The 24423-nt window shown below is 64.8% G+C and carries 21 protein-coding genes; 8 read left to right on the forward strand and 13 right to left on the reverse strand.

The genetic code is table 11. The features are described from left to right. Positions 1-6 precede the first annotated feature (6 nt). Both VSR82_RS13240 and queF read left to right on the forward strand, forming a co-directional pair. Positions 7-912 (forward strand): 5'-nucleotidase, encoded by a 906-nt coding sequence (locus VSR82_RS13240; protein ID WP_368584473.1) that lies wholly within the window; start codon positions 7-9, stop codon positions 910-912. Then, positions 909-1733 (forward strand): NADPH-dependent 7-cyano-7-deazaguanine reductase QueF, encoded by an 825-nt coding sequence (gene queF / locus VSR82_RS13245; protein WP_498857735.1) that lies wholly within the window; start codon positions 909-911, stop codon positions 1731-1733. The genes VSR82_RS13240 and queF overlap by 4 nt, the downstream gene beginning before the upstream one ends. An 86-nt stretch (positions 1734-1819) precedes the next feature. Here queF and VSR82_RS13250 read toward each other — a convergent pair whose 3' ends face one another. The 3 genes from VSR82_RS13250 to VSR82_RS13260 all read right to left on the reverse strand — a co-directional run bounded on the left by VSR82_RS13250 (position 1820) and on the right by VSR82_RS13260 (position 4654). Beyond that, positions 1820-2206, reverse strand: coding sequence for a RidA family protein (locus VSR82_RS13250; RefSeq protein ID WP_008923846.1), 387 nt, complete (start codon positions 2204-2206; stop codon positions 1820-1822). Between the two features lie 72 nt (positions 2207-2278). Further along, the gene (locus VSR82_RS13255; RefSeq protein WP_368584471.1) at positions 2279-3760 is read right to left on the reverse strand and encodes an N-acyl-D-amino-acid deacylase family protein; all 1482 of its coding nucleotides are present in this window, start codon (positions 3758-3760) and stop codon (positions 2279-2281) included. A gap of 3 nt (positions 3761-3763) precedes the next feature. Further along, a complete protein-coding gene (locus tag VSR82_RS13260) occupies positions 3764-4654 on the reverse strand; it encodes a MurR/RpiR family transcriptional regulator (RefSeq protein ID WP_429460945.1) in 891 nt (296 codons plus the stop codon). A gap of 155 nt (positions 4655-4809) precedes the next feature. On the opposite strand from VSR82_RS13260, the gene VSR82_RS13265 reads away from it, so the two are divergent. Next, positions 4810-6087 (forward strand): amino acid deaminase, encoded by a 1278-nt coding sequence (locus VSR82_RS13265; RefSeq protein WP_429460947.1) that lies wholly within the window; start codon positions 4810-4812, stop codon positions 6085-6087. 112 nt (positions 6088-6199) lie between these two features. Here the strand turns inward: VSR82_RS13265 and VSR82_RS13270 are convergent, their stop codons facing one another. Further along, positions 6200-6703: a MarR family winged helix-turn-helix transcriptional regulator gene (locus VSR82_RS13270; RefSeq protein ID WP_176125033.1), complete on the reverse strand. Its 504-nt coding sequence runs from the start codon at positions 6701-6703 to the stop codon at positions 6200-6202. A gap of 31 nt (positions 6704-6734) precedes the next feature. Beyond that, complete coding sequence (locus VSR82_RS13275; RefSeq protein WP_498857736.1) at positions 6735-8330, reverse strand: MFS transporter; 1596 nt, start codon at positions 8328-8330, stop codon at positions 6735-6737. A gap of 137 nt (positions 8331-8467) precedes the next feature. On the opposite strand from VSR82_RS13275, the gene VSR82_RS13280 reads away from it, so the two are divergent. Further along, a complete protein-coding gene (locus tag VSR82_RS13280) occupies positions 8468-9307 on the forward strand; it encodes an EcsC family protein (RefSeq protein ID WP_368584467.1) in 840 nt (279 codons plus the stop codon). Here the strand turns inward: VSR82_RS13280 and VSR82_RS13285 are convergent. The 8 genes from VSR82_RS13285 to VSR82_RS13320 all read right to left on the reverse strand — a co-directional run bounded on the left by VSR82_RS13285 (position 9274) and on the right by VSR82_RS13320 (position 20583). Beyond that, entirely contained in the window at positions 9274-10242 is a 969-nt protein-coding gene (locus tag VSR82_RS13285; RefSeq protein WP_429460951.1) for an alpha/beta hydrolase, read from the reverse strand. The two genes, VSR82_RS13280 and VSR82_RS13285, sit on opposite strands and share 34 nt — an antisense overlap. Positions 10243-10373: 131 nt before the next feature. Then, positions 10374-10808: a CHRD domain-containing protein gene (locus VSR82_RS13290; protein WP_368584463.1), complete on the reverse strand. Its 435-nt coding sequence runs from the start codon at positions 10806-10808 to the stop codon at positions 10374-10376. A gap of 360 nt (positions 10809-11168) precedes the next feature. Then, a complete protein-coding gene (locus tag VSR82_RS13295) occupies positions 11169-15632 on the reverse strand; it encodes an ATP-binding protein (RefSeq protein WP_498857737.1) in 4464 nt (1487 codons plus the stop codon). Positions 15633-15748: 116 nt separating this feature from the next. Beyond that, positions 15749-16495 (reverse strand): aquaporin Z, encoded by a 747-nt coding sequence (gene aqpZ, locus VSR82_RS13300; protein WP_429460955.1) that lies wholly within the window; start codon positions 16493-16495, stop codon positions 15749-15751. Positions 16496-16741: 246 nt separating this feature from the next. After that, positions 16742-17386, reverse strand: coding sequence for a response regulator (locus VSR82_RS13305; protein WP_429460957.1), 645 nt, complete (start codon positions 17384-17386; stop codon positions 16742-16744). A gap of 108 nt (positions 17387-17494) precedes the next feature. Next, positions 17495-18184 (reverse strand): response regulator, encoded by a 690-nt coding sequence (locus VSR82_RS13310; protein ID WP_429460959.1) that lies wholly within the window; start codon positions 18182-18184, stop codon positions 17495-17497. 136 nt (positions 18185-18320) lie between these two features. Next, the gene (locus VSR82_RS13315) at positions 18321-18989 is read right to left on the reverse strand and encodes a response regulator (protein WP_410848167.1); all 669 of its coding nucleotides are present in this window, start codon (positions 18987-18989) and stop codon (positions 18321-18323) included. Positions 18990-19254: 265 nt separating this feature from the next. Continuing rightward, positions 19255-20583: an MFS transporter gene (locus tag VSR82_RS13320; RefSeq protein ID WP_429460961.1), complete on the reverse strand. Its 1329-nt coding sequence runs from the start codon at positions 20581-20583 to the stop codon at positions 19255-19257. A 94-nt stretch (positions 20584-20677) separates the two neighbouring features. On the opposite strand from VSR82_RS13320, the gene VSR82_RS13325 reads away from it, so the two are divergent. The 4 genes from VSR82_RS13325 (at position 20678) to VSR82_RS13340 (ending at position 24423) form a co-directional block, all read left to right on the forward strand. After that, a complete protein-coding gene (locus tag VSR82_RS13325) occupies positions 20678-21577 on the forward strand; it encodes a LysR family transcriptional regulator (protein ID WP_429460963.1) in 900 nt (299 codons plus the stop codon). A 554-nt stretch (positions 21578-22131) separates the two neighbouring features. Then, positions 22132-22857, forward strand: coding sequence for a c-type cytochrome (locus VSR82_RS13330; protein ID WP_368584451.1), 726 nt, complete (start codon positions 22132-22134; stop codon positions 22855-22857). Next, positions 22854-24194 (forward strand): c-type cytochrome, encoded by a 1341-nt coding sequence (locus VSR82_RS13335; protein ID WP_429460966.1) that lies wholly within the window; start codon positions 22854-22856, stop codon positions 24192-24194. The genes VSR82_RS13330 and VSR82_RS13335 overlap by 4 nt, the downstream gene beginning before the upstream one ends. 52 nt (positions 24195-24246) lie before the next feature. Beyond that, positions 24247-24423 (forward strand): hypothetical protein, encoded by a 177-nt coding sequence (locus VSR82_RS13340; protein ID WP_368584449.1) that lies wholly within the window; start codon positions 24247-24249, stop codon positions 24421-24423.

Consider the following 24423-nt stretch of genomic DNA (forward strand, 5'->3'; position numbering starts at 1 on the left):
TCACCGATGGCGCTTTCGCTTGTCGACAAACTGGTGGTCGCAATCTCGTCGCGCGCGCTGTTCGACTTCGAGGAAGAGAACCGCGTCTACGAGGCCGGCGACCTGAAGGCCTACGAAGCGTTGCAGCGCGAGCGCCTGAACGTGCCCGCGAAACCGGGCGTCGCCTTTCCTTTGATCCGCAAGCTGCTCGCGCTGAACGCCGCCGGCGGTCATCGCGTCGAAGTGGTGATCCTGTCGCGCAGCGATCCGATCAGCGGCCTGCGCGCGTTTCATTCGTGCCGCGAACACGGGCTCGCGATCGAGCGCGGCGTGTTCACGCGCGGCCGCGCACCGTTCGGTTATCTGAAGCCGCTGAGCGCGTCGCTGTTTCTGTCGGCGAATCAGCAGGACGTGCGCGATGCACTCGCCGCTGGCTTCCCTGCCGCACGCGTGTTGCCGGAATCGGCGAAAATGGCGAGCAAGTACCCGGACGAAATCCGCATTGCGTTCGACGGCGACGCGGTCTTGTTTTCCGACGAAGCGGAGCGCATCTTCCAGAAGGACGGCCTGCGCGCGTTCGTCGGTCACGAGATCGACAACAAGCATCTGCCGCTCGCGGACGGACCGCTCAAGCCGCTGCTCGAAGCACTGCACCGGTTGCAAAAACTCGCGGACGCGGCCGCGCCGATGCGCATTCGCACAGCACTGGTAACAGCACGCTCGGCCCCCGCGCATGAGCGCGCGATCCGTACCCTGATGGCGTGGAACATCGAAATCGACGAAGCGATGTTCCTCGGCGGCCTCGACAAAAGCGCATTTTTGCGCGAGTTCGAGCCCGACTTTTTCTTCGACGACCAGATCGGCCACTGCGAATCGGCCCGCGTCGTAACGGCGACCGGGCACGTGCTGAGTGGCATCGTGAACGCATCATGACACCCGAACAATCTCCGCTCGGCAAGTCCTCGACTTACACCGAACAATACGATCCGACGCTGCTGTTTCCGATTGCGCGCAGCCATGCGCGCGAGGCGATCGGCATTACCGCGCGACTGCCGTTTTTCGGCACCGACATCTGGAACGCCTACGAGCTGTCGTGGCTCAACGCGCGCGGCAAACCGCAAATCGCGGTCGCCACGTTCTTCGTACCGGCCGACTCGCCGAACATCGTCGAATCGAAATCGTTCAAGCTGTACCTGGGCTCGTTCGCGCAGACCGCCTTCGAATCGACCGAGGCCGTGCGCGACACGATCAGGCGCGACGTGTCCGCGTCGTGCGGCGCGACCGTGTCGGTGCATCTGTACACGCCGCACGAATTCGGCAAGCTGAAAATGGAAGAATTCGGCGGCCTGTCGCTCGACCGGCTCGAACTCGAGGCGAGCGTCTATCAGCCGGATGCGTCGCTCCTGAGCGCGGCGCACGGCGAGGCGCCGGTCGAGGAAACGCTGTTCTCGAACCTGCTGAAGTCGAACTGCCCGGTGACCGGCCAGCCGGACTGGGGCAGCGTGCAGATCCACTATGCCGGGCCGCAGATCGATCACGCGGGTCTGTTGCGCTACATCATCTCGTACCGTAATCACACCGGCTTTCACGAGCAATGCGTCGAGCGGATCTTCGTCGACATCATGAAGATGTGCAAACCGCTGAAGCTCGCGGTCTATGCGCGCTACACGCGCCGCGGCGGGCTCGACATCAACCCGTTCCGCACCAACTACAACCTGCCGATGCCGGACAACATGCGGCTTGCGCGGCAGTAACGGTAAGCACCGCGGCAATCGCAACGAGGGCGCCGCAGGCCATCACAGCCTGCGGCGCCCTCATCACATCGAAGCCGTCAAAGCGCTCAGGCCGCCGGCTTCTTGTAAGCGACGCAATCCACCTCGACCTTGCAGTCGATCACCATCGACGACACCACGCACGCGCGCGCCGGCGGATTCTCGCCAAAATACTCGCGAAACACCTTGTTGAACGACGCGAAGTCGCGCGGATCGTCGAGCCACACGCCGCAACGCACGACGTGCTCGGCGCCGTAGCCCGCTTCCTTCAGGATCGCGAACACGTTCTGGATCGCTTTGTGCGATTGCTCGACGATGCCGCCGTTGATCACTTCGCCGTTTTCCATCGGCGTCTGGCCCGACACGAACAGCCAGCCGTCCGCTTCGACCGCGCGCGCGAACGGCATTACCTGACCGCCCGTTCCCTTTCCGCCTTCCACGCCATATCGCTTCATCGTCACACTCCTCAAAAAGTCGGGCACGTACGCGGCGCCCTCGCCGCGCGTGCCACCATCAATCGATAAAAATCAGAACGCGCCCTGAGCATCGCCCTTCGACGGCGCACCGCGCGTGACGAACCGGCCGGCCCGCTCGCCCGTCACCGCGCCGTCGCGATACGACAGCACGCCGTTGACCCACACCGCGTCGATTCCGGCAGCGGGCTGCTGCGGCTTGTCGAAGGTCGCCACGTCGTGCACTTTCGCCGGATCGAACAGCACGAGGTCGGCGTGATAGCCGATATGCACTTCGCCGCGCTGCGCGAGACCGAAGCGGCGCGCGGACAGGCTCGTCATCTTGCGCACCGCTTCCTCGAGCGGCAGCAGCGCGGCATCGCGCGCATAGTGGCCGAGCACGCGCGGAAACGCGCCCCACAGCCGCGGATGCGGCAGCGGATCGTTCGGCAAGCCGTCCGAGCCGACCATCGTCGCCGGATGCGACAGGATGCGCCGCACGTCGTCTTCGGACATGTTGTGATAGACCGCGCCCGCCGGCTGCAGGCGCTTGCCCGCTTCCTGCTGCGACACGCCCCATTCGGCGGCGACGTCCTTGATCAGCTTGCCCGCCATCTCGGGATGCGGCTCGGACCACGTGATCGTGATGTCGATGTCGCCCGTCACCTGCTTCAGATCGAGCGTCGACGAACTGCGGTTGTACGGATAGCAGTCGCAACCGACCGGCTGCCCGCCGCGCGCGCCTTCGAGCGATTTCAGCACCTCGACGCTGCGCCCCCAGTTCGACGGCCCCGCGCACTTCAGATGCGAGATCACGACCGGCACGCGCGCATGACGGCCGACGCGGTAGGCCTCGTCCATCGCGTCGAGAATCGCGTCGAACTCGGTGCGCATGTGGGTCGTGTACAGCGCGCCCGCGGCCGCGAGCGGCTCGGCGAGCGCCATCACTTCCTCGGTCGGCGCGGCGAACGCCGAGCCGTATGCGAGCCCCGAGCTGAGACCCAGCGCGCCGTGCGCGAGCGCTTCCTCGAGCTGCGCGCACATGCGCTCGATTTCCTCGGCGGTCGCCGCGCGATCGAGCCGGTCCATCTGGTTATTGCGCAACGCCGTGTGGCCGATCAGCGCGCCGACGTTCACCGCCGGCCGCGCGGCGTTCACCGCGCTCACGTAGTCGGCGAAGGTCGGATACTGGAACGCATCGCGCTCGCCGAGCAGGTTCATCGGATCGGGCGGATCGCCCTTCAGCGACACCGGCGACGCGCTGATGCCGCAATTGCCGACGATCACCGTCGTCACCCCTTGGGTGATCTTCGGCAGCATTTGCGGCGAGCGGATCACGTGTGTGTCGTCGTGCGTGTGCACGTCGATGAAGCCCGGCGCGAGCGCGCGCCCCTCGGCCTCGATCACCTCTTCGGCAAGCCAGTTCGACAGATTGCCGATCGCGGCGATGCGCCCGTCGCGGATCGCCACATCGCGCTCGACGGGCGGTGCGCCCGTGCCGTCATACAGTTGCGCGCCGACGATCAGCGTGTCGGCGGCTTCGGGATGCGAATGCATGGATCAATCTCCTAACGGTTGTCGATCGCCGCCGCCGCGGTGCGCGTCGAGCGCGTGCTTCATGCGGCGCAGCAATTCGCGGCTCTCGTCGCCCTGGCTGACGGCAAGTTCGGTGACGAGCACATCGAGCGCCATCATCATCGCGTAACGGGATGACGACGGCTTGTAAATGAAGTCGGTTTCGAACGCGACGATCGGGATCAGCCAGTCGGCGAGCTTCGCCAGCGGCGACGCGGGCGCGGTCACCGCGACCACCGTCGCGCCATAGCTGCGCGCGATCTTGCAGTTCTCGACCATCTCCGGCACGCGCCCCGTGGTGGACAGCGCGATCACCACGCAGTCGCGCGACACCGTGCTCGCGACCATGCGCTGCAACAGCGCGTCCTGATAGGTCGCGACCGGGCGGCCGAGGCGCACGAGCCTGAAACGCATTTCGTCGGCGAGCGCGGTCGAACCGCCGCCCATGCCGAACACGTAGGTCATGCGCGCATTGCGCAGCGCGGCCGCCGCTTCGGCGAGCGGCGCTAGGCGCAGCAGTTGGTGATTGTGCGCGAGCGCGGTTTGCAGTTCGTCGAACACGCGCGTGGCGATCGGCTCGGGTGCGTCACTTGCTGCGTCGCGCTCGAGAAAACGCTGACCGACCGCGGCCGCCTGCGCGAGCCGCAGCTTCAGCTCGCGCACGTCGCGGCAGCCGACCGCCTTCGCGAAACGCGTGACGGTCGCGATGCTGACCTCGGCCTGCTGCGCGAGGGCGCCGATGCTCGCGCGCGACGCGCCGGTCAGATCGTCGAGAATCAGCGCGGCGACCTTGCGTTCGGCCGAGCGCAACTCCGGCGCGCATTCGGCGATGCGCGCGACGATGTCGAAAGCGAGCGGTTCGGCGCTACTGTTCATGGCGGGCGATGGGGTTCGCGGCACGGCTTTCGCGCCCCTTTCCGGCGGCCTTCGAAACCCGTGGTACTAAATAACATTTCTCCGGACATCGTACTTTCGTTAACATGGTAAAGTCAAATTTGATTCAATTTAACCGGACGATGGAGCACGGAGACATGAAAGTTACAAACTATCAGGGCGCGACGATTGATCCTTATAGCAAGGGCTTGGGCATGGTTCCGGGCACGAGCGTCCAGCTGAAGGACGCTGCGCGCCTCGAGTGGAACCTGCTTGCCGAGGACGTCAGCCTGCCGGCCGCGGTGCTGTACGAGGACCGCGTCGAGCACAACCTGAAGTGGATGCAGGCGTTCGTCGCCGAATACGGCGTCAAGCTCGCGCCGCACGGTAAGACCACGATGGCGCCGCAACTGTTTCGCCGTCAGCTCGAAACCGGCGCGTGGGGCATCACGCTCGCCACCGCTCATCAGGTGCGCGCGGCGTATCACGGCGGTGTGTCGCGCGTCCTGATGGCGAATCAGCTGGTCGGCCGCCACAACATGATGATGATCGCCGAGTTGCTCAGCGATCCGGATTTCGAATTCTTCTGCCTCGTCGATTCGGCCGAAGGTGTCGAGCAACTCGGCGAATTCTTCACCTCGGTGAAGAAGCCGCTGCAGGTGCTACTCGAACTCGGCGTGCCGGGCGGGCGCACCGGCGTGCGCGATGAAGCGCAGCGCAACGCGGTGCTGGACGCGATCGCGCGCTATCCGGACGTGCTGAAGCTCGCGGGCGTCGAACTGTACGAGGGCGTGCTGAAGGAAGAACCCGAGGTGCGCGCGTTCCTGCAAGGCGCGGTTGCGGTCACGCGCGAGCTCGTCGAGCAGGGGCGTTTCGCGCGCTCGCCGGCGGTGCTATCGGGCGCGGGATCGGCGTGGTACGACGTGGTCGCCGAAGAGTTCGCGCAGGCGACGCAAACCGGCAAGGTCGAGGTCGTGCTGCGGCCCGGCTGCTACCTGACGCATGACGTCGGCGTCTATCGAAAGGCGCAGACCGACATCTTCAAGCGCAATCCGGTCGCGAAGAAAATGGGCGAAGGCTTGCTGCCGGCGCTGCAATTGTGGGCGTACGTGCAGTCGATTCCCGAGCCGGATCGCGCGATCATCGGCCTCGGCAAACGCGACTCCGCGTTCGACGCGGGCATGCCGGAGCCGGCGCGCCACTATCGTCCGGGCCAGCAAGCGCCGCGCGACATCGCCGCGAGCGAGGGCTGGGAAATCTTCGGTCTGATGGATCAGCACGCGTATCTGCGCATTCCCCCGGGCGCCGATCTGAAAGTGGGCGACATGATCGCGTTCGACATCTCGCATCCGTGCCTGACGTTCGACAAGTGGAAGCAGGTGCTGCTGGTCGATCCACAGTATCGCGTGAAGGAAGTGATCGAGACGTTTTTCTGATTGGATTGGAGTGGATTGCGCCGCGCTGAAGCGCGGGCTTTTCGACGATAGAAAAAAGGCTGTGAGCCCAAGGGCGCACAGCCTTTTTTTGTCGTCGCACGCGGAGAAAAAATCACACGCGTTGGGCCGCCTCGTCGCCGGCGGTTTCCTGGGCTGCTCCAGCGGCGCCGGCCGCTGCGCTCGCATTGGCCGCCACTTCGCCGATGCGCGTCTCCAGCATTTTCAGCGCGCTCGACAACGCCGCGAGCGCCTCATCCGGCAACCCGGCCATCGTGTCGTGCAAGAACGCCTGGCGACGCGGCAGGCTCGCTTCGGTCGCGTCGCGACCCGCCTCGGTCAGGCGCACGTTGGTCACGCGGTTATCGCGCGCATCCATGCTGCGCGCGATCCAGCCCAGGCTTTCGAGCGCCTTCAACTGCCGCGTCAGCGCGCCCGGATCGACGCGCAGCCGCTCGACGAGCCGCTTCTGCGACGACTCGCCGGCCTGCTCGTGCAGCGCGAGCAGAATGCGCCAGCGTGGCAGCGGATGACCCACCTGGGTCTCGAATGCCGACATGAAGGCCCGATACGTGCGACCAAATTGCTGCATGACGGCGACGCGGTCCTGTTCTTCCATAATCTGCCTGTCCAACACCAAGTCCAAAAAATCAGTCTGCGTGAATCACCGGCTCGAGCTTGCGCTGGAGCTTGACCGGCGGCACGCGGCGGCTTTGCCACACCGACACGACGGCGATCAGCGCGGCCATCGCGAGACCCAGATGAATCGCGCCGACCAGCGACTCGCGCGCGCTTTCGAGCAGCATCGCGCCGTTGTGGCCCGCGTGCGTCAGCTGATCGACGAGCGTGGTCTGCGCATCGCGGTTGATCAGGATCTGCGGATCGCCCAGATTGCCGAACCAGTGCGAAGCGCCCGCGCCTTCGAGCGCACTGCGCACGCCGCTCTTGTACATGTGGGTCACGAGCGTGCCGGTCAGCGCGGTGCCGATCATGCCGCCGATCATCCGCAGCGACTGCAGCAGCGCGGTCGCGATGCCGAGGTGTTCGCGGCCCGCGGTCTGCTGCGCGAAAATCGTCAGATTCGGCATCACGAAACCGAGCCCGAGGCCGCCGACGACCATGAACGACATCAGCACCCATTGCTGCATCGATCGGGTCGCGACGACGATGCCGAGGCATGACAGCGCGAGCATCGCAAAGCCGATGTACAGCATCAGGTTCGGATTCTTGATCCGCGACACGACGCGCCCGTTCGTGATACTGCCGATCGTGATGAACACGACGAGCGGCGTGATCACGAGGCCCGCTTCTTTCGGCGACATGCCGAAGCCGCCCTGGAACAGCAGCGGTGCGTAGAACAACAGCGAGAACATCGTGAAGCCGCCGAGCACGGCCAGCGTGAACAGCGCGGCGAGGCTACGGTTGCGGAACATGTCGACTGGCAGGATCGCGGTCGGGCAGCGCTTTTCCCATTTCCACAGCGCGATGGCCGACGCGACGCTCAGCCCGAGCAGCGCGAACGCGCTCAGCGTGATGCCGTGCTTCGGCAGCAACTCGACGAACAGTTGCAGCGAGCCGAGCGCGATCGCGATCAACAGCGCGCCGGGCCAATCGAGCCGCATCTTGCCTTCATGCTCGACGTGCCGTAGATGCGGCAGGAAACGCCAGACGAAAAACAGCGACAGCAGCCCAACCGGCAGATTCACATAGAACACCGAACGCCAGCCGCAGTACTGCGTCAGAAAACCGCCAAGCGAAGGCCCGACCGCATTCGCGATGCCGAACGCCGAGCTCATCAGCACCTGCCAGCGCAACCGCACGACGGAATCGGGGAACAGATCGGGAATGCACGCGAACGCGGTGCCGACCAGCATGCCGCCGCCAATGCCCTGCAAGCCGCGGGCGAGCACGAGAAACAGCATGTCGTTGGCGGCGCCGCACAACACCGAGGCGCTGGTAAACACGACGATCGATGCAATCACGAACGGCTTGCGCCCGTAGTAATCGCCGAGCCGGCCGAAGATCGGCACGGTGATTACCGAACTCAGCAGATACGAGGTCGCGACCCATGCGTAAAGCTCGAAGCCCCGCAGTTCGGACACGATGGTGGGCAACGCGGTACCGACCACGGTCTGGTCGAGCGCGACCAGCATCGTGACGAACGAGATGCCGAGCATGGCCAGCAGGGATTCGCGGAACGGTAAGACTTGCCCACTCGAATGGTGGGCGGCGGTATGGACAGCCATTTTTGATGGAGCAAAAGTTGACGTGTCAAAAGATTGAAAATCATACCACGCTGCACCGCTTCGCGCGGGACGGAACACGCCTTGCAACGCGGTAGACTCACTTGCAGTACCCACGCCATGACATGCCAGGGAGGCTCATGCAGCCGAGTTCGCTCGCAGCACCATCCTTATCGGAGCAGGACCTCGCCGCGCTGCGGCGCGCCAAACACCAGCTCGAAAGCCCTGCGCTCGCGATGAAGCTCGCCAGCGTCGTCGGCGCGCCGATCGAAAAGCTGCTGTCGCGCATTCCGGTGTTCGCCAACGAAAAAGTGTCCGATGCGACGCAGGCCGCGTTGCGCAAATGTCTGTCGATCGCGCTGCGCACGCTCGGCCGGCGCGACGACGCCAGGCTGCTCGCGCCGGACAAGCCGAACAACCTGCTGCACAAGTTCGCGGTCGCGACGACCGGCGCGGCTGGCGGCGCGTTTGGATTGCTCGCGCTGCCGGTCGAACTGCCCGTCACGACCACGCTGATGTTTCGATCCATCTGCGACATCGCGCGCAGCGAGGGCGAGGACCTGACCTCGGTCGACACACAACTGCAATGCCTGACCGTGCTCGGCATGGGCGGCACCTCGAGCGAGGACGACGACGCCGACCTCGGCTACTTCTTCATGCGCGGCGCGCTCGCGCAGGCGGTGTCGAAGGCGTCGTCCGAGGTGGCCAGCAAGGGCTTCACGGCCCACGGCTCGGCGGCGCTGCTGCGGCTCATCAACGCGATCGCCGCGCGCTTTTCGGTGCAGGTCAGCGAGCAGATCGCGGCCAAATCGATTCCGGCGATCGGCGCGGTGCTCGGCGCGATGGTCAATACCGTGTTTATCGATCACTTCCAGCAGGTCGCGCACGGGCACTTCACCGTGCGGCGGCTCGAGCGGCAATACGGCCAGCAAACGATCGAAGCCGTCTATCGGACGCTCGACATCACACTCGACGCGTGAGCCCTGTTCGCGGCGCGGCTCGTCGCGCGTCGCACGAAGGCGGCCGCGCGATCGAGCGCGCGGTTCGCCTCCGGCATGAACGGCGCGAACAGCGGCCACACGTGCGGCAGCTTGTTCCACACCTCGCATTCGCAATCGACGCCTGCCGCGTGCGCGTTGTCGGCGACGCGGCGCGTGTCGTCGAGCAGCACTTCGGTGCTGCCCGCCTGCAGGAACAGCGGCGGCAGACCGTGCAGGTCCGCGTAGACCGGCGACGCGTACGGATGGGTGGGCGGCGCATCGCCCAGATAGACCTTGGCCGCGCGCTCGATCGAGGCGCCGCAGAACATCGGATCGACGCTGTCGTTGGTGCGCAGGCTCGCGCCGGTCGTCGCCAGATCGGTCCACGGCGAGAACAGCAGACCGCCCGCGGGCATCGGCGCACCCGCGTCGCGCAGCGCGACCAGCGTGGCGAGCGCGAGACCGCCGCCGGCCGAGTCGCCGGCGATCACGATCGAGCTGGGTGCGATGCCCATCGCGAGCAACTGTCGATAGGCGGCGGTGGCGTCGTCGAGCGCCGCTGGGAAGCGATGCTCGGGGGCGAGGCGATAGTCGAGGGAGAAAAGCCGCGCGTCGGCGCGGGTCGCGAGAGCGAACGTCAGCGACCGATGCGTGCGCGGCGAGCAGAAGTAGTAACCGCCGCCATGGCAATACAGCACCGTAGGCTCCGCGCCGCCGGCCGTGCCGCCGTCCACGCGCTCCAGCCATTCGCCGACGAGCGGCGCGTTGCCTGCGCCGTACGTTTCGCGCAGATGCCAGCCGCGCGGCACGCGTGGCGACCACACGCGCTTCGACGTCAGCGCGCGCGCCCGTTCGACGTTGATAAACGGTTTGAGGGTTTCGGGCCGGAACTGCCTGCGCAAATACCAGCACGCGAGCGCGCTTTGCCAGCTCATCGGGACATGCTCCTTCGTTGAAGTCCCGTCATGGTACGTGGGTTGGCAGGGGCCGTTGGTTTGGCGGGTTCCAATCGCGTGACGGTGATGGTCGCCGCGGCACGCGCGCCGGGCCAACGCGAGGTCCATGCCTAGTTCGCCGGCAACACCTGTCCGCGGATTTCGCCCGTCGGATTCTGCGCGGTATGAACATTGAAGTACCACTGCCCCGCCATTAGATCCATGACCTGCTGCTCGGTAAGCTTCACCGTGCCTTTGATCGGACTCGCGAGCCCATTCTTCTCGATCGGCACCTGGACCTTCGCATTCTGGCCGACCGGCGCGGGACCGTGGAAATGCGCGGCGGTGACCGGACCGCTCAAGCCCTCGTAAGTAACAGTCCACTGCAGCGATTGAGTGGACGTGTCGAAGCTCGCATTCAGCATGCCATGCCCGTGACTCACACGCGGCGGCACTTCGCTCGACGGCTGGAGATTCGCCTTCAGCGCAACCGTATCCGCAAATGCAGCGCTCGATGCAAGCGCGCACAGCAGTACTGCCAGATTCAATTTTCGCTGCGAAATCATGGTCTTCTCCGGACATTGACGCGCCGCGGCGGCATTGTGTCGGCCGTGCGGAGCATCCACATACTAGTGCAAATCATTTGAAGCCGGTGAGGCTGGGATGGTGGTGTGCCCGGGGCAGCATTGAGAAAAAAACGTAGCGCGAAATCGTTTAATCGATTTGATCAAAAAGTTAATTGCGCGATTTGTAATGAATAAATCACGTTATTCCTGGTATGCTTCGACTCGCGAGAAGTGACTCCTTCATCGAAGGACGTCTCCAAATCTTTAACGCGGCTTCGGCCGCGTTTTTTTTCGTCCTGATTTTGGTTGCGGCCGATTGAACCGCCCGTGTATTTGCGCGAGTCTACGGCGCGCCGCTCGCTACGCGAGCAATGCGGCCTGCTGTTCGATGCCATCGAGTATTGCCTCGCATTGTCGAATTAGCGCATGCCCCTCGTTACGCAACTGCTCCGGCGACTTCGCGACAATGACGCGGCGATAGGCTTCGAGCGCCTTTAGGAGCGGCGGATACTGCAGCACGCTCGCCGCCCCCATCACCCGGTGCAGCCACTCGTGCACCCGCCCCATGTCCGCGCGTTCGAGTAACGTCGCCAGCGCGTCGATGTCGTCGCGCATCGACGAGACGAATGAATCTAGCAACGCCTTGACCGTCGACTCGCTTCCCCATAACTGCGTCATGCGCGCGAGGTCGACGGGCACGAACGGTTCGGCACCGGCACGTTGGGTGACCTGCGGCTCGCCGGCCGACGCGGTCGAAACGCGATCGGTTGTTTCCGCCGGGGCGGGGTGCCACTCGACCTCAGTGCCAAACCAGCGGCTCAGGTGGTCGCGCAACGTGGCGAGCCGGGTCGGCTTGATCAGACTGTCGTCCATGCCGGCTTCGCGGCACAGACTCAGGTCGTCGGGCGCGGTATTGGCCGTGATGCCGAGTATCGGCAGACGCCGCGCGCCGCCGTGCAGTGCCTCCGCTTGGCGGATACGACGGGTCAGTTCATAGCCGGACAGGTTCGGCATATGGCAGTCCGTAATCAGGCAGCCATAGCTCGTGCGCTCTAGCGCGGTGAGCGCTTCGGCGCCGTCGTTGGTGACGTCGCACGCGAACCCCAGCAGGGCGAGCTGATGACGGATCAACTCCTGATTGACTGGATGATCTTCCGCGACAAGAATCAGCCGCCCGTTCGCGAGCGCGCGTTCGCGATCGGGCGGCGGCGCGATGCCATCGGTCGTGAACGGCACGCCTACCACGCTCGATGCCATCCGGGCGATCGACGGCAGCTCCGTCATCGCGGCCGCACAAGCGGCGCCGAGGCCGCGCCACGAAATCGGATTGATGCTGACGCGCACCTTGTCGTCGAGGATGCGGTAACCCGTTGGCTTCGGTTTTTCGGTCAGCGTGACGATGCACGCATTTGTGCCGATATGTGCCGGCAACGTGACGTCCTCGCCGACGAACAGCAGATCCGCGCAGCTCAGTACGTCGCTTTTGGCAAGCGTCGCCGCATCGCCCGAGAGGCTGTGCAGTTCGAGCCCCAGCGCCTCGCCGAAGTGTGCGAGAGCCCGGCCGATGCGTCGATCTCGCGTGATTACTACGCCGAGCTTGCCGTGCAGACCATTGATCGAATAACGCTGTTCGACGATCGGCATCGTCAGCCGCACGATCATGCTCGTGCCGCGGCCGGGTTCGCTGTGCAGCGTGAGCGTGCCGTTCATCAGGTCGATCAGCTTGCGACAGATCGTCAGCCCGAGGCCTGTGCCGCCGAAGCGCCGCGTGGTGGACGACTCGGCCTGCACGAACGGCTCGAACAGCCCCGCCTGCAGATCCGGCGCGATGCCGATGCCGGTGTCCCGAACGGTCAGCTCCAGCGTCTGCGAACCCGCGCGGTCTTCGACGACCGCTACGCTGACACCCACCTCGCCCTTCGGCGTGAACTTGATTGCATTGCCGAGCAGGTTGAACAGGATCTGGCGCAGACGCACGCTGTCGCCACGGAGCGTCGCAGCGGCGTCGCTCGCGATGTCGACACGCACTTTCAGCCCCTTTTCGTGGGCGCGCCCGGCGAGCAGGCCGACCGCGTTATCGACGAGCTCACGTAGATCGATCGGCTCGGCTTCGAGCGTGAGCCGACCCGCCTCGATCTTCGAATAGTCGAGCAAATCATCGAGAATCTGCAGCAGCGCGCCCGCCGACTCGTGGATCATGCCGAGCATTTCGCTCTGATCGGTACTGAGCGGCGTGCGCTCGAGCACTTCGACGAGACCGAGCACGCCGTTCATCGGGGTGCGGATTTCGTGGCTCATCATCGCGAAGAAGTTGTCCTTCGCGCGCGAGGCCGCCTCGGCCACATCGCGCGCTCGGGCGAGTTCCTCAGAACGCGCGCGCTCGACGCTCGCGTCGACCCAATAGCCGCTCCAAACGACGCCGCCATCGGCTTCGCGCTGCGGCACCAGTTCGGCCCGCATCCACTTCAGTTGACCGGCGCTTTCGACACGGAACTCAATATGCACCGCAGAGGTACAGATCGCGGAACGCTCGAGCTCGGCAAGAACGATTGGCCGATCCAGCTCCGATATGCGCTGAAAGTCGACTCGCGCCCCGCCCTGCGAATCGCTGTCGCCGAGCAGATGTCGCGCGTCGCCGCCGATGTACGGGAAGGAATACGCGCCTTCCGGCGAGCGCCGCATCTGGAACACGACGGCCGGCAACGAGCGCGTGACGTCGAACAGACGCCGTTCGGTTTCGCGCGCGCGCATCTCGGCGCGCCGGATGTCGGTGATGTCGACCATCGTGCCGAGTACGTATGCCGGCTGCCCATCGCCGCCTTCGCAGACGCTCGTCCAAAAAATGCCATGCCGCGACTCGCCAGCACCGTCCTCGAACTGCAGTTCGACTTTGGCGATGCCGCCGCCGCGCAGGAGCTCGTGTGTCATGTCGTCGAGCACACGGCTATTGGCCTCGCCCCATGTGCCGACCTCGGCCGTTGTGCGCCCGAGCACGTCCTTGCGCTGCAGCCCGCACGCCTTCTCGTATGCCTCGTTGATCGCGATGTACCGTCCGTCCAAGCCTTTCGCGATGAGCGGATACGGCACCGTCTTCATCATCGTTTCCTGGAAGTTCAATTGCAGCGCGAGTTCGCGCTCGGTCTGCTTGCGCAGCCGGACTTCGCGTTGCAGCAGCACGTACGCGCGCAGCGTCACCAGCAGCACCACGCCGATGCCGATCAGCACCGGCAGCAGCCGCACCGCAGTCACGCTCCACATCGCGTTGTCCGGCGCGGCGGGGCTCACCCACTTGCGCCGGATGCGTTGCTTTTCGGCTGCCGGCATCGCCTGCAACGCGCGATCGATCAGCTTGACGAGCGGACTTAAATCCTCGCGCACAGCAAAATACAACGAGTCGGATTCACCGAGCGAGTCGAGCACCCTGAGCGCGCCGGCGTAGCGCTGCCGGAGTTGCACGTTGATCGCGGCAGCGTTGCCGACCAGCACGTCGACCTCGCCACTCGCGACCATGCGCATCGCCTCGCCCAGGCTCGCCGCGACGACGATGTGATCGACCGGCACCGCCTCCAACGCGAGGGGCACCGAACCGGCTACGTGCGGCGACATCACGACGCGGCACGACGCGATGTCGTCGAACCAGCATGGAGGCGGCACGCCGGTGCGTCCGACGATCACCAGCGGATCGCTCTCGTACACGCGGCTACGGTCGGCGCCCACGAGAAGCGCACCGCGACTCGATGTGGAGGACAGCATCGCGATGTCGCCGCGCTGGAATGCGTCGATGGTGGCTGCCCAGTCGGCCGTGCGTGCGCGGTTGAACACGACACCGAGCGTGCTGCTCAGGTATGCGAGGTAATCGGCGGTCAGACCGACGGGGCGACCCGCGGCGTCAACATAGCTGAACGGAGCCCAATCGTCGTCGAAGCCGATCTGCAACGGCGACAGCGAACGCAGCCAGTTCTTCTCTTCCGGCGTTAGCGCGAAGCGTGGGGCACCCGTCGCGGGCGCCGCGTTGAAGTTGCCGGACAGCCAGAGCGCGCGTATCGCAGCGGCTTCGGCGGGATTCATCGACACCAGCGCGCGGTTCAGTTGATCGCGCAAGGCAAGCTGCCGGGGCGATACCGCAAAGCGCAGGTCGAGCGCTTTGCCGCCTTGCTCGAACGCTACGCGCAGATTGCGATACGCGTCGGTCGCCAGTTCGTATTGAACGACCGGTGTGAAGCCGAAATAGACGTCGGCATCGCCATGCAATAGCGCGTTCAGCGCTTCGTGCGTGCTCGCGAACGAGACGATCTTCGCGCGCGGAAAACCGGCGCGCAACAAACGCTCACGCGCAAAACCGCGCTCGATCGCGATACGCGCGCCGGCGAGATCAGTGGGCTTCACATACCGGGCGTCGTCACGACGCACGACAGCCGACGCGAACGAGTGGAAGTAGGGAGCCGTAAAGCCGAGGCAGCGCTCGCGCTCCGGCGTGCGCGCTATGCTCGTCAGCAGGTCGACCTCGCCGGCGCAAGCCGCGGCGACCAGTTTGGCCATGTCGGGAAAGCTCTTCGTCTCGATGACGACGTTCGGCCCCAGGAGCGCGCGCAACAGGTCGCCGCTGACGCCGGCGAGCTGGCCACCCCGCGGGATGTCGAACGGCGGCCAGCCACCTTCGAGTATGCCCACGGTCAGTCTGGAAGGAAATGCATTGGGTGACGACGCGGAGACATCGGCTCGCACTGTGGAGATGACGGGTGACTCTGACGCAGCGCCGGCAGGCGCGGCCATGCAGACCGCATGCGTAGCCGCCAGCAGAGATAACACCAGCCAGCGCATCATTGAGTGCCGCGGCGAGCGCTGCCAAAGACACCGCAACAAACGCCGCAGCCCCAACGTCAGCGGCACCTCGCATTGAGAACTCGTATCGATCGGAAGTGATGAGTAGCGCCCCCCGCTCACGAAACGTCACCCTGTCCGTCCACCAATGACACCGCGGACGAATCAACTCGACCGTGCAGAAACGAAAACAGGACGCCAGCCGCAATTGCGCCGGCCAACGGCGCTGCCCAGAACAGCCACAGCTGGTCCAGCGCCCAGTTGCCGACGAACACTGCCTGCGCTGTCGAGCGGGCCGGATTGACCGCTCCATTGGTGACCGGAATCGACACCAGGTAGACGAGCATCAGACATGCGCCGGTGATGAACGGCGCAACCGTTGCCAACTCTTTTCGAACGACGACCAGCAGGCAGGTCCCGACAAACACGAACGACAGCACGACTTCCACGACGAGCGCCGAATGCAACGGATAGTCGGCGGGCGAATGAGCACCGAAGCCGTTCGCCGCGAATTCGCTCGCGGCGAGTTCGAAACCTGGCCGGCCACTAGCGAGGTAAGCGAGAAGCGCCGCGGCGACTATTGCGCCGCCGATTTGCGCGGAGATATAGGGCAACAGATCACGCACGGGAAAGCGCTGCGCGACGGTCAAGCCGATGGTGACAGCAGGATTGAAATGCGCGCCGGAGATCTTGCCGAACGCATAGCTGCCAGTAGCGAGCGCAAGCCCGAACGCCAACGACATCTGCAACGCGCTACTAGCCTGCAATGTGCCCGTGGTGTCCAACACCGTACTGCCGCAGCCGACGAACACGAGCCATGCCGTACCCACACCCTCGCTCCATAATCGCTTGCCTAGTGCCACCATCTCTGCCCCATCCGTCAAGTACGAGGTACAGACACCGAACGATCGCGCGAAGAGGTCTGCACCGGATTCCCCTGATCCATCTAATCGGATCACGAACTAACCACAGCGGCAGTTGCGGCCCAAGGCGCGCAACGACCGGCGGCGGCCAGGATTATTGGGTGCCCCCCGAGCCATGCCAATCAGATGAGTCTGATAAGGGCTACGTCAAAGCCGTCGAAAGCAAGAAAATATGACCATCGCGTCGCCTCATATCAGCCCAATCTGAGTGGCGTAGTTGATCAGGTCGGCTTCTGTTTCCAGTCCGAGCTTGCGCATCGCGCTGCGTTTTTGCGTGCTGATCGTTTTGTCACTCCGTCGCAGACGTGTGGCGATCTCGTGCACCGCGAGGCCTCGCACATAGAGTTGAAACACCTCCCACTCGCGTGCGCTCATCGCACCGCCGCGCCGGGGCGGCGCAGGCTCCGCGGCAGCGAGTGCGGCACGAACCTGTTCCGATAGATGGGTGCCCCCGGCGGCAACGGCTTCGATCGCGTCGATCAATGCGTCCACGGCGTCGCGCTTGTCGACGATTCCCGTCACACCGATATTGCGCAAGCCGGCCAACACATGCGCGCGCCCAATCATGGTCAGCACCACCACGTGGGGATGCGGCGTGCGCCGAAGCAGCCGACGCAATAGCGGCACCGCGCTGGTGTCCCCGTCGAGTCCCGGCATGCCGATGTCCGATACAACGACGTCGCATGCGCAAGCTTCGAGCAGCTTCGCGAGACCGCGGGTGTCGGCAGCTTCGCCGACAATCTCGATATTCGGCTTGTCGCGCAGCAGCGTTCGGACGCCCGCGCGAATGGAGTCGTGATCGTCCGCCACGACGACGTGAATCTTGTTTGTCATTCTGTTCAGTGACTTTTTTATGGTGTCGATCGGCATACCGCACGAAATATGTCTCCCCGGTTATGCCGATCTAGTCGCCGCGCCTATGCGCAGCAGGTTGCCGCCCGGTTAGCGGACCTGATCAAGTCGTTCTGGAACCACCCCGTGCTCGACTGCGAAGCGAAACAGTTCGGCGTCGCTATTCAGCGAGAGCTTGCGCATGGCCATGCACTTCTGCGCGCTGATTGTCTTCACACTACGTCCCAAGCGCGTGGCGATTTCCGTGACGCCGAGCCCTGACGCGTACTGCGTAAACACCTCGAGCTCGCGGCGAGAAAGGGTGGCGCGCACGAAGTCGAGACGTTGCGTCAACGTTACGTCGGCCAACATGGCGCGCACCGCCGGACCGACATAACATTCGCGCGCCAGCGCCATGACCAGCGCCACGTGGATCAGATCGATACGATCACGTTTGCTCAGCAGCCCGTCCACGCCAAGCGACATCACCTTGCGCAGCGTCGCCGCTTCCGTTTCCATTGTCAGGATGACGAGCGCCATGTTGGGATAGCGTTCCTTTAACTGCCTGACGACGTCGAACCGGTTTTCGTTGCTCCCTCCTGGCATGTAAAGATCCATCAGCACGAGATCGCAAGGACAGCGATCGACTTCAATCAACAGTTCGGCGACATCCGCCGCACGGCCGACCACCTTCAGGTTGGGATAGTTGCCAATCAGATTTTCTATAGCCAGCAGGACCAGCGGATGATCGTCCGCAATGATCGTTCGAACAGGCGTGCCTGATGCAGCCAAGAGGTTCATCTTCTGGCGCTCCTCGATACTTTCATTTCTCGACACCTTGTTATGCGTGACCGGCGCTCACGCAATGGTCGAGCATTTCTTTTGCGACAAACATCAGAGCGCTCTGAAATGGACCGAACGACCGCGTGCCCGATGCTTAGTTTTCCACTTCGAGGAGGAGCGAGCCGCACGCGCGTACACAGGAAAAGAGCGCGGGGTCGTCGCTCACGCCCAGTCGTGCCATCGCTTCACGCTTTTGCCGACTCACCGTGCGGCGATGGCAGCCGAGCGCCGCCGCGATCTGCACGATGGACTCGCCGCTCACGAGCCTGCGCACGATGTCGGTCTGCCGCTTCGACAGCATCAGGGCCGACACGAACCGACCGTTGTCCGGCTGCGAACGCTCGAGCGTTTCGACCACCGAGCGGCCCAGGTAGCGCGCGCCGCGCACACTGTCGCAGACGGCTTGCGGCAGTTCCTCGAGCGAATCGGCTTTGCCGACCACGCTGATTGCGGCATCGGCGGCGACGACGCGCAACATCGCGGCATTCGTCTGCCCGGTCACGACGACGACGCGCAATGACGGCCACTCGCCGCGAATGCGCTGGATCAGGCCGAGTCCGTCGCTAATCTCGCCGGCGGGCTCCGGCATGGACAGATCGACGACGAGCACGTCGCACGGTGTGTGTTGAAGCAACGCGATCAACGCAGTCGGCATCTGCGCCTGACCGACGACAGTCAGACCTTCGTGCGCCTCCAGCGTCGATTTCAGGCCAAGCAGGACGAACGGATGATCGTCCGCCAGAATGATTCGAAGATTTGTCACGATTAGTCTCGCTCGTTGTCGGAATGGTCGGAATGCGTGCGGGGGTGGCTGTGCGGGCGGCGGGCGTCGACCTTCGCCGCGTCAATCACGCGACGTGCCGGAAAAGCCATCTGATCACCCTCGCAAATTCACGACAATCGGAGCGTTCCTAATCCGGTTAAATGATCGGGATAATTTATAGTCCTACCGAGCAAAATGCGCACCGTTATTCGAATCGAATCAAATCCATTCGAAAACGCAAGGCGCGCGCTGTTCAAATCATGTCTCACGCCGCATCACAGGCACGCGTCGCGCGCATCGCACGCGTCGACGCGGCGCGCGGAAACACCGGCAACGCGAGCAACGCGCACGCGCTCGCCACGCTCCACACCAGCGGCCATCCTCCGATGGACAGCAGCGCGGGAATCGCGAGCGGCGTCACGAACAGCGTGAGGAACACGCAGGTGTTGCCCATCGCGAGCGCGGTGCCCGCGCGGCGGGTACCGGCAAGGGACGCGAGTTCGGTGAACGCGACGCCGTGCCACGCCGACGCGCTAACTCCGCCGAACACGATCATCAGCGCGAACAGCGCAACCGCCCCGGCGCGATGCATGCCGACGAGCCCGGTCGCGAGCGCGAGCAGCACGAACAGCACGGCGGTCAATAGACTGCAGGCCCGCATATACGCGCGACGGTTGCCGCGCCGGTCGGTCCACGCACCGCTCCAGACCCGCGCGACCGCGGCGCCGGTCTGCACCGCGGCCATCGTCACGCTGATCGCGAACACGCCGGCACGCCCGAAGTCGTGCAGAAACACCGTGCCGAACGTGATCACGGCAATCTGCGGCACGCACAGCGCGCCCGCGCCGAGCGCGACGCGCCAGATCGCAATGTCGCGCAATGGCGAACGCATCGGCAAAGGCGCGCCGTTCGAAGCGTCTACGCCCCGCCCACTGGCCGCCCCTGCACCGGCCGTCGCAGCCGCCTGCGCGGGCTCGTGCAGCCAGCGCCACGCGAACCACGCGGTGATCGCGCATGCCAATGCCAGCACCGCATAGGCGCTCGCAAAACCGAAGTGCGAGGCGAGCACCGGCAGCACCAATGCGCCAAGTCCACCGCCCGCCGGCACGGCGGTTTGCCGGATGCTCATCGCGAGGCCACGCTCGCCTTCGCGAAACCACGCCATCACCGCTCGGCCGCTCGATCCGTTGACGCTGCCGCCCAGCAATCCGACCAGCAGCAGCCCGAGCGCGAGCGGGACGATGCCGGGCACCTGAGCGTCGCCCGGCGACACGAACAGCGCGAGACCGGCGAGCGCGGCCGCGGTCGACAGCAAGCCGAGCAGCAGCACGCGACGATCGCCCCAGCGGTCGGTCAACAGTCCCCACGGCAACTCGCTGACCGCAATGCCGAGCCCGAGCATGCCCAGCACGAGGCCGAGCCCATGGTTGCCGAGGTGGTAGTCCGAGCGCAGGAACACCGCCGTCGTCGGAATTCCCGAGAATGCCGCCGAAAAGCTCGCGTTCGCGGCGAAGCCCACGCCCAGCACCTTCCAGCGATGCCGCGCGCCGCGCTGGCCGATGCCGCGCGACGCTGTCATAGATCCGTTTTCCATCCCACCCTCCGTGTGTATTCGGGGGTATGCTACGGCTGGGCATTCCATCGGAAAAGCCGGAAATTTAGATCGCCTCCATCGGAAAAACCGAATCATGAGCCAGCGTGGTTTCGACCTTGCACAGTTGCGGACCTTCGTCGCCGTCGCCGAATCGGGCGGGGTGTCGGCGGGCGCCGAGCGCGTGTTCCTGTCGCAGTCGTCGGTAAGCGAGCAGTTGAAGAAGCTCGAGGAGCGCGCCGGCCAGCCGCTCCTCGTGCGCGGCCGCCAGGGCGTGAGCCCGACGCCCGCGGGCGAGCGTCTGCTCGAGCACGCGCGCCGCATCATCGCGATGAGCGAAGCGGCCTTCGACGACCTGCAAGGCCGCTCGCTCGACGGCGAACTGCGCATCGCGATCACCGATTACTACCGTCCGCACGACATCGCGCGCATCCTCAAGACGTTTTCGGAACAGCATCCGCGGCTGAAGCTGCACGTGACGGTGCTGCCAAGCGCGGTGATCGACAGCGGCGCGGACGATCACGCGTCGTTCGACATCGGTTTGTCGGCGCGGCTCGTCCTAGGCCAGCCGCGCGCACGCGGCGCCGGCGCCGGTGCCGGTGCCGGTGGCGCGAGCATCGTCGTGCGGCGCGAAAAGCTGCTATGGGCCAGTTGCGCCGATGCCACCACCCGCCCCGCCGCGCCGTATCAACTAGTGCTGCTGCCGACGACCTGTCAGTTGCAGCGCTTCGTCGTCAAGCTGCTCGACGAACACAAGGTAGCGTACGTGGTGTCGCATTCGGCGTCGGGCGTCGCGGGGCTGCAACTCGCCTTGAAGGCGGGGCTCGGGATTTCCTGTCTGAACGAGTCGTCGCTCGGCGGCGGCGTGGTGGCGTGCGCGGCGAACATCGGCTTGCCGCCCCTGCCCGCCATCGAGTTTCATCTGCTGCCGGGGCGTATGGGCGAAAGCGAACTGGTCAGCAATGCACGTGATGCGCTCGTGCGGCTCTTCGCATGAAGCCCACCGGCATTCGCGCAAAACGTGAAACCACACGAATGAGACGCAGAGCCAGGCACAAATAAAATTCACAGCAAAATTTATGGATCGACATCAGCTAATCACATTCACCTGATGCATTGACATCGATAAACCGCAGCGCAACAAAATCCACCGCGCTGGGGCCGGCATCCGTGCCAGTCCGTGATTATCGAAGCGCCTGTTTACCTTTGTATTCTCTATTGACGGGTCCGATAAATTGTTGCAGGCTGCTAACGGATATCACGCGCTTTTCAGCGCCTCATGCGTCGCTCATTGGAGCCCGAAAGTCGCCGTCCCAGGCGCATCCAGCGCGGATCATTGTCGCAGATCAAAGTTTTTGCCGGACAATTGCATCATCATTGCGCTTCTGTAGTTCGCGTTGCCGAACAAGCCCGTTCCGAATAGCGGTTAATAGCAGTCAATTAAAAGCAGCTAGTCCCGAGATGCGTCGTTTCCGGATTCATGAGTCAATCCGCACACTCGCGCCGGGTATATAAATCGAGCGATAAGAACGTTCCACGACGAGGCCCGGTGTGTATCGCAAAACTATCGGCTCTGCGGTCCTGTCCGTGCTGTGCGCGCTTCATGCGCTATGGAGCGGCGCGGCGTTAGCGGCCACCGACACGTCCGTCGCGATGCCACCATCGATGGACCAGCGCGTACGAGCCTGCACGTCGTGTCACGGCGAGCAGGGCCAGGGACGCAAAAACGACTACTTCCCGCGCATCGCCGGCAAGCCGGCCGAGTACCTGTTCAATCAGCTGATCGCGTTTCGCGACGGCGGCCGCACCTATCCGCCGATGGGCTATCTGCTAGCGTTCCTGCCCGACGACTACCTGCGTCAGATCAGCGAGTACTTCGCGGCCCTGCAGCCGCCCTATCCCGAATCCGAGCGCGCCGCCCTGTCGCCGAAGCTGCTTGCCGCCGGTGAAAAGCTCGTGACGCATGGCGACCCGGCGCGCGGCATACCGGCGTGCATCGCCTGTCACGGCGCGCGCATGACCGGCACGCAGCCGGGCATTCCGGGCCTGCTCGGCTTGCACGCGAGCTATATCGCCGGACAGATGGGCACGTGGCGCTCGGGCACCCGCCACGCGCTCGCGCCGGACTGCATGCGCACGATCGCGCTCAAGCTGAACGACAACGACATCGCCGCGGTATCGAACTGGCTCGCGCGCCAGCCGCGTCCCGCCGATCCCCGGCCCGCACCGGCATCCGCCGAGCGGCTACCCCTCGCTTGCGGGAGCCAACCGCAATGAAGCCGACACTCCGCCCGTCCGGTTGGCTGCGCCCGGCAGGCATGGCTAGCGTCCTTGCGATCGGCAGCTTCGCGCTCGCGTTGCTGGTCCATGGACCGCTCACGACGACGGCGCATGCCGCGACCGCGGCGCCCCAAGTCGCGGAAGCAACTACCACGGCTGGAACCAGTCCCGACACTCGCCCCGAGATCGTCAGACGCGGCGAATATCTTGCGCGCGCGGGCGACTGCATTGCGTGCCACACCGCGCCGCGCGGCCGGCTGTTCGCCGGCGGCCTCGCGATGGAAACGCCGTTCGGCACGCTGTACTCGCCGAACATCACGCCGGACCCGCAGTACGGCATCGGCACGTGGAGCGAGGAAGCGTTCTTCAAGATGATGCGCACCGGCCGCAAGCCGGACGGCGCGCCGATCTATCCGGCAATGCCGGTCGCCCAGTACACGAAAGTCACGCGCGAGGACTCGGACGCGATCTTCGCGTTCCTGAAGACCGTCGAGCCGGTGCGTCAGCCGAATCACCCGCACACGCTGCGCTTCCCGTTCAATCAGCGCGATCTGCTGTACGGCTGGCGTACGCTGTATTTCCACGAGGGCGAATTCAAGCCCGACCCGACCAAATCGGTCGAATGGAATCGCGGCGCGTATCTGGTCGAGGGGCTCGGGCACTGCACGATGTGTCACACGCGCATCAATATGCTGGGCGGTTCGTCGCCGCGCGAGCAGTTCGCGGGCGGGCTGATTCCGGTGCAGAACTGGTATGCGCCGTCGCTCACTTCGGACAAGGACGGCGGCCTCGGCGACTGGAGCATCCAGGACATCGTCGATCTGCTGCAGGCGGGGATCTCCAATCGTGGCGCCGTCTACGGCCCGATGGCCGAGGTCACTTATCACAGCCTGCAGCATCTGAGCGAGGAAGACATCCGCGCAATGGCCGTCTATCTGAAGTCGCTGCCCGACCAGGGCGGCCGCAAGACCGGCCCGAGCGCGAACCCGAACCCGAAGGTGTTCGCGCTCGGCAAGCAGATCTATGCGGACAAGTGCGCGATCTGCCACGGCGACAACGGCGAAGGACAGCTGCCGCACTACCCGCCTCTGGCGGGCAACCAGTCGATCGAAATGGACTCGGCCGTCAATCCGATCCGCATCGTGCTGAACGGCGGCTTCCCGCCGGGCACCAAACGAAATCCGCAGCCGTTCGGCATGCCGCCGTTCGGCCAGGAGCTCAACGACGCCGAAGCGGCCGCCGTCGTCACCTTCATCCGCACCGCGTGGGGCAATCACGGGCTGCCGGTGACGGCCCGCGAGGTCAACGAGCTGCGCAAGGCACCGCTGCATTGAGTTGCCGTCCCGAAAGGGCCACACCGAAGCGCCGCATAGGAGAACCATCGACATGAAAGCGAACGACCCGCCCAGCGCCGCTCCGCCGACCGACGACGAAGTCGAGCACGTCGTCGCGTCCGGTCCGCGCGGCGCGATCGCGCTGGCCGGCGTCGCCGCGGTCATCGTGATGCTGATTTGGTTCGCCTTCTACTTTTTCGCGTTTCTGCCGCGCGGCATCATCCACTGA

The sequence above is a fragment of the Burkholderia sp. JPY481 genome (assembly GCF_038900515.1).
Taxonomy (GTDB): domain Bacteria; phylum Pseudomonadota; class Gammaproteobacteria; order Burkholderiales; family Burkholderiaceae; genus Paraburkholderia; species Paraburkholderia youngii.

What these genes read in the sequence shown, in the direction of transcription:
- VSR82_RS13305 (WP_429460957.1), bottom strand. Translation starts at nt 17,386, where the DNA reads ATGACAAACAAGATTCACGTCGTCGTGGCGGACGATCACGACTCCATT.
- VSR82_RS13240 (WP_368584473.1), top strand. Translation starts at nt 7, where the DNA reads ATGGCGCTTTCGCTTGTCGACAAACTGGTGGTCGCAATCTCGTCGCGC.
- VSR82_RS13260 (WP_429460945.1), bottom strand. Translation starts at nt 4,654, where the DNA reads ATGAACAGTAGCGCCGAACCGCTCGCTTTCGACATCGTCGCGCGCATC.
- VSR82_RS13320 (WP_429460961.1), bottom strand. Translation starts at nt 20,583, where the DNA reads ATGGAAAACGGATCTATGACAGCGTCGCGCGGCATCGGCCAGCGCGGC.
- VSR82_RS13270 (WP_176125033.1), bottom strand. Translation starts at nt 6,703, where the DNA reads ATGGAAGAACAGGACCGCGTCGCCGTCATGCAGCAATTTGGTCGCACG.
- VSR82_RS13310 (WP_429460959.1), bottom strand. Translation starts at nt 18,184, where the DNA reads ATGAACCTCTTGGCTGCATCAGGCACGCCTGTTCGAACGATCATTGCG.
- VSR82_RS13335 (WP_429460966.1), top strand. Translation starts at nt 22,854, where the DNA reads ATGAAGCCGACACTCCGCCCGTCCGGTTGGCTGCGCCCGGCAGGCATG.
- VSR82_RS13295 (WP_498857737.1), bottom strand. Translation starts at nt 15,632, where the DNA reads ATGATGCGCTGGCTGGTGTTATCTCTGCTGGCGGCTACGCATGCGGTC.
- VSR82_RS13255 (WP_368584471.1), bottom strand. Translation starts at nt 3,760, where the DNA reads ATGCATTCGCATCCCGAAGCCGCCGACACGCTGATCGTCGGCGCGCAA.
- VSR82_RS13325 (WP_429460963.1), top strand. Translation starts at nt 20,678, where the DNA reads ATGAGCCAGCGTGGTTTCGACCTTGCACAGTTGCGGACCTTCGTCGCC.
- VSR82_RS13285 (WP_429460951.1), bottom strand. Translation starts at nt 10,242, where the DNA reads ATGAGCTGGCAAAGCGCGCTCGCGTGCTGGTATTTGCGCAGGCAGTTC.
- VSR82_RS13265 (WP_429460947.1), top strand. Translation starts at nt 4,810, where the DNA reads ATGAAAGTTACAAACTATCAGGGCGCGACGATTGATCCTTATAGCAAG.
- VSR82_RS13275 (WP_498857736.1), bottom strand. Translation starts at nt 8,330, where the DNA reads ATGGCTGTCCATACCGCCGCCCACCATTCGAGTGGGCAAGTCTTACCG.
- queF (WP_498857735.1), top strand. Translation starts at nt 909, where the DNA reads ATGACACCCGAACAATCTCCGCTCGGCAAGTCCTCGACTTACACCGAA.
- VSR82_RS13290 (WP_368584463.1), bottom strand. Translation starts at nt 10,808, where the DNA reads ATGATTTCGCAGCGAAAATTGAATCTGGCAGTACTGCTGTGCGCGCTT.
- aqpZ (WP_429460955.1), bottom strand. Translation starts at nt 16,495, where the DNA reads ATGGTGGCACTAGGCAAGCGATTATGGAGCGAGGGTGTGGGTACGGCA.
- VSR82_RS13280 (WP_368584467.1), top strand. Translation starts at nt 8,468, where the DNA reads ATGCAGCCGAGTTCGCTCGCAGCACCATCCTTATCGGAGCAGGACCTC.
- VSR82_RS13340 (WP_368584449.1), top strand. Translation starts at nt 24,247, where the DNA reads ATGAAAGCGAACGACCCGCCCAGCGCCGCTCCGCCGACCGACGACGAA.
- VSR82_RS13250 (WP_008923846.1), bottom strand. Translation starts at nt 2,206, where the DNA reads ATGAAGCGATATGGCGTGGAAGGCGGAAAGGGAACGGGCGGTCAGGTA.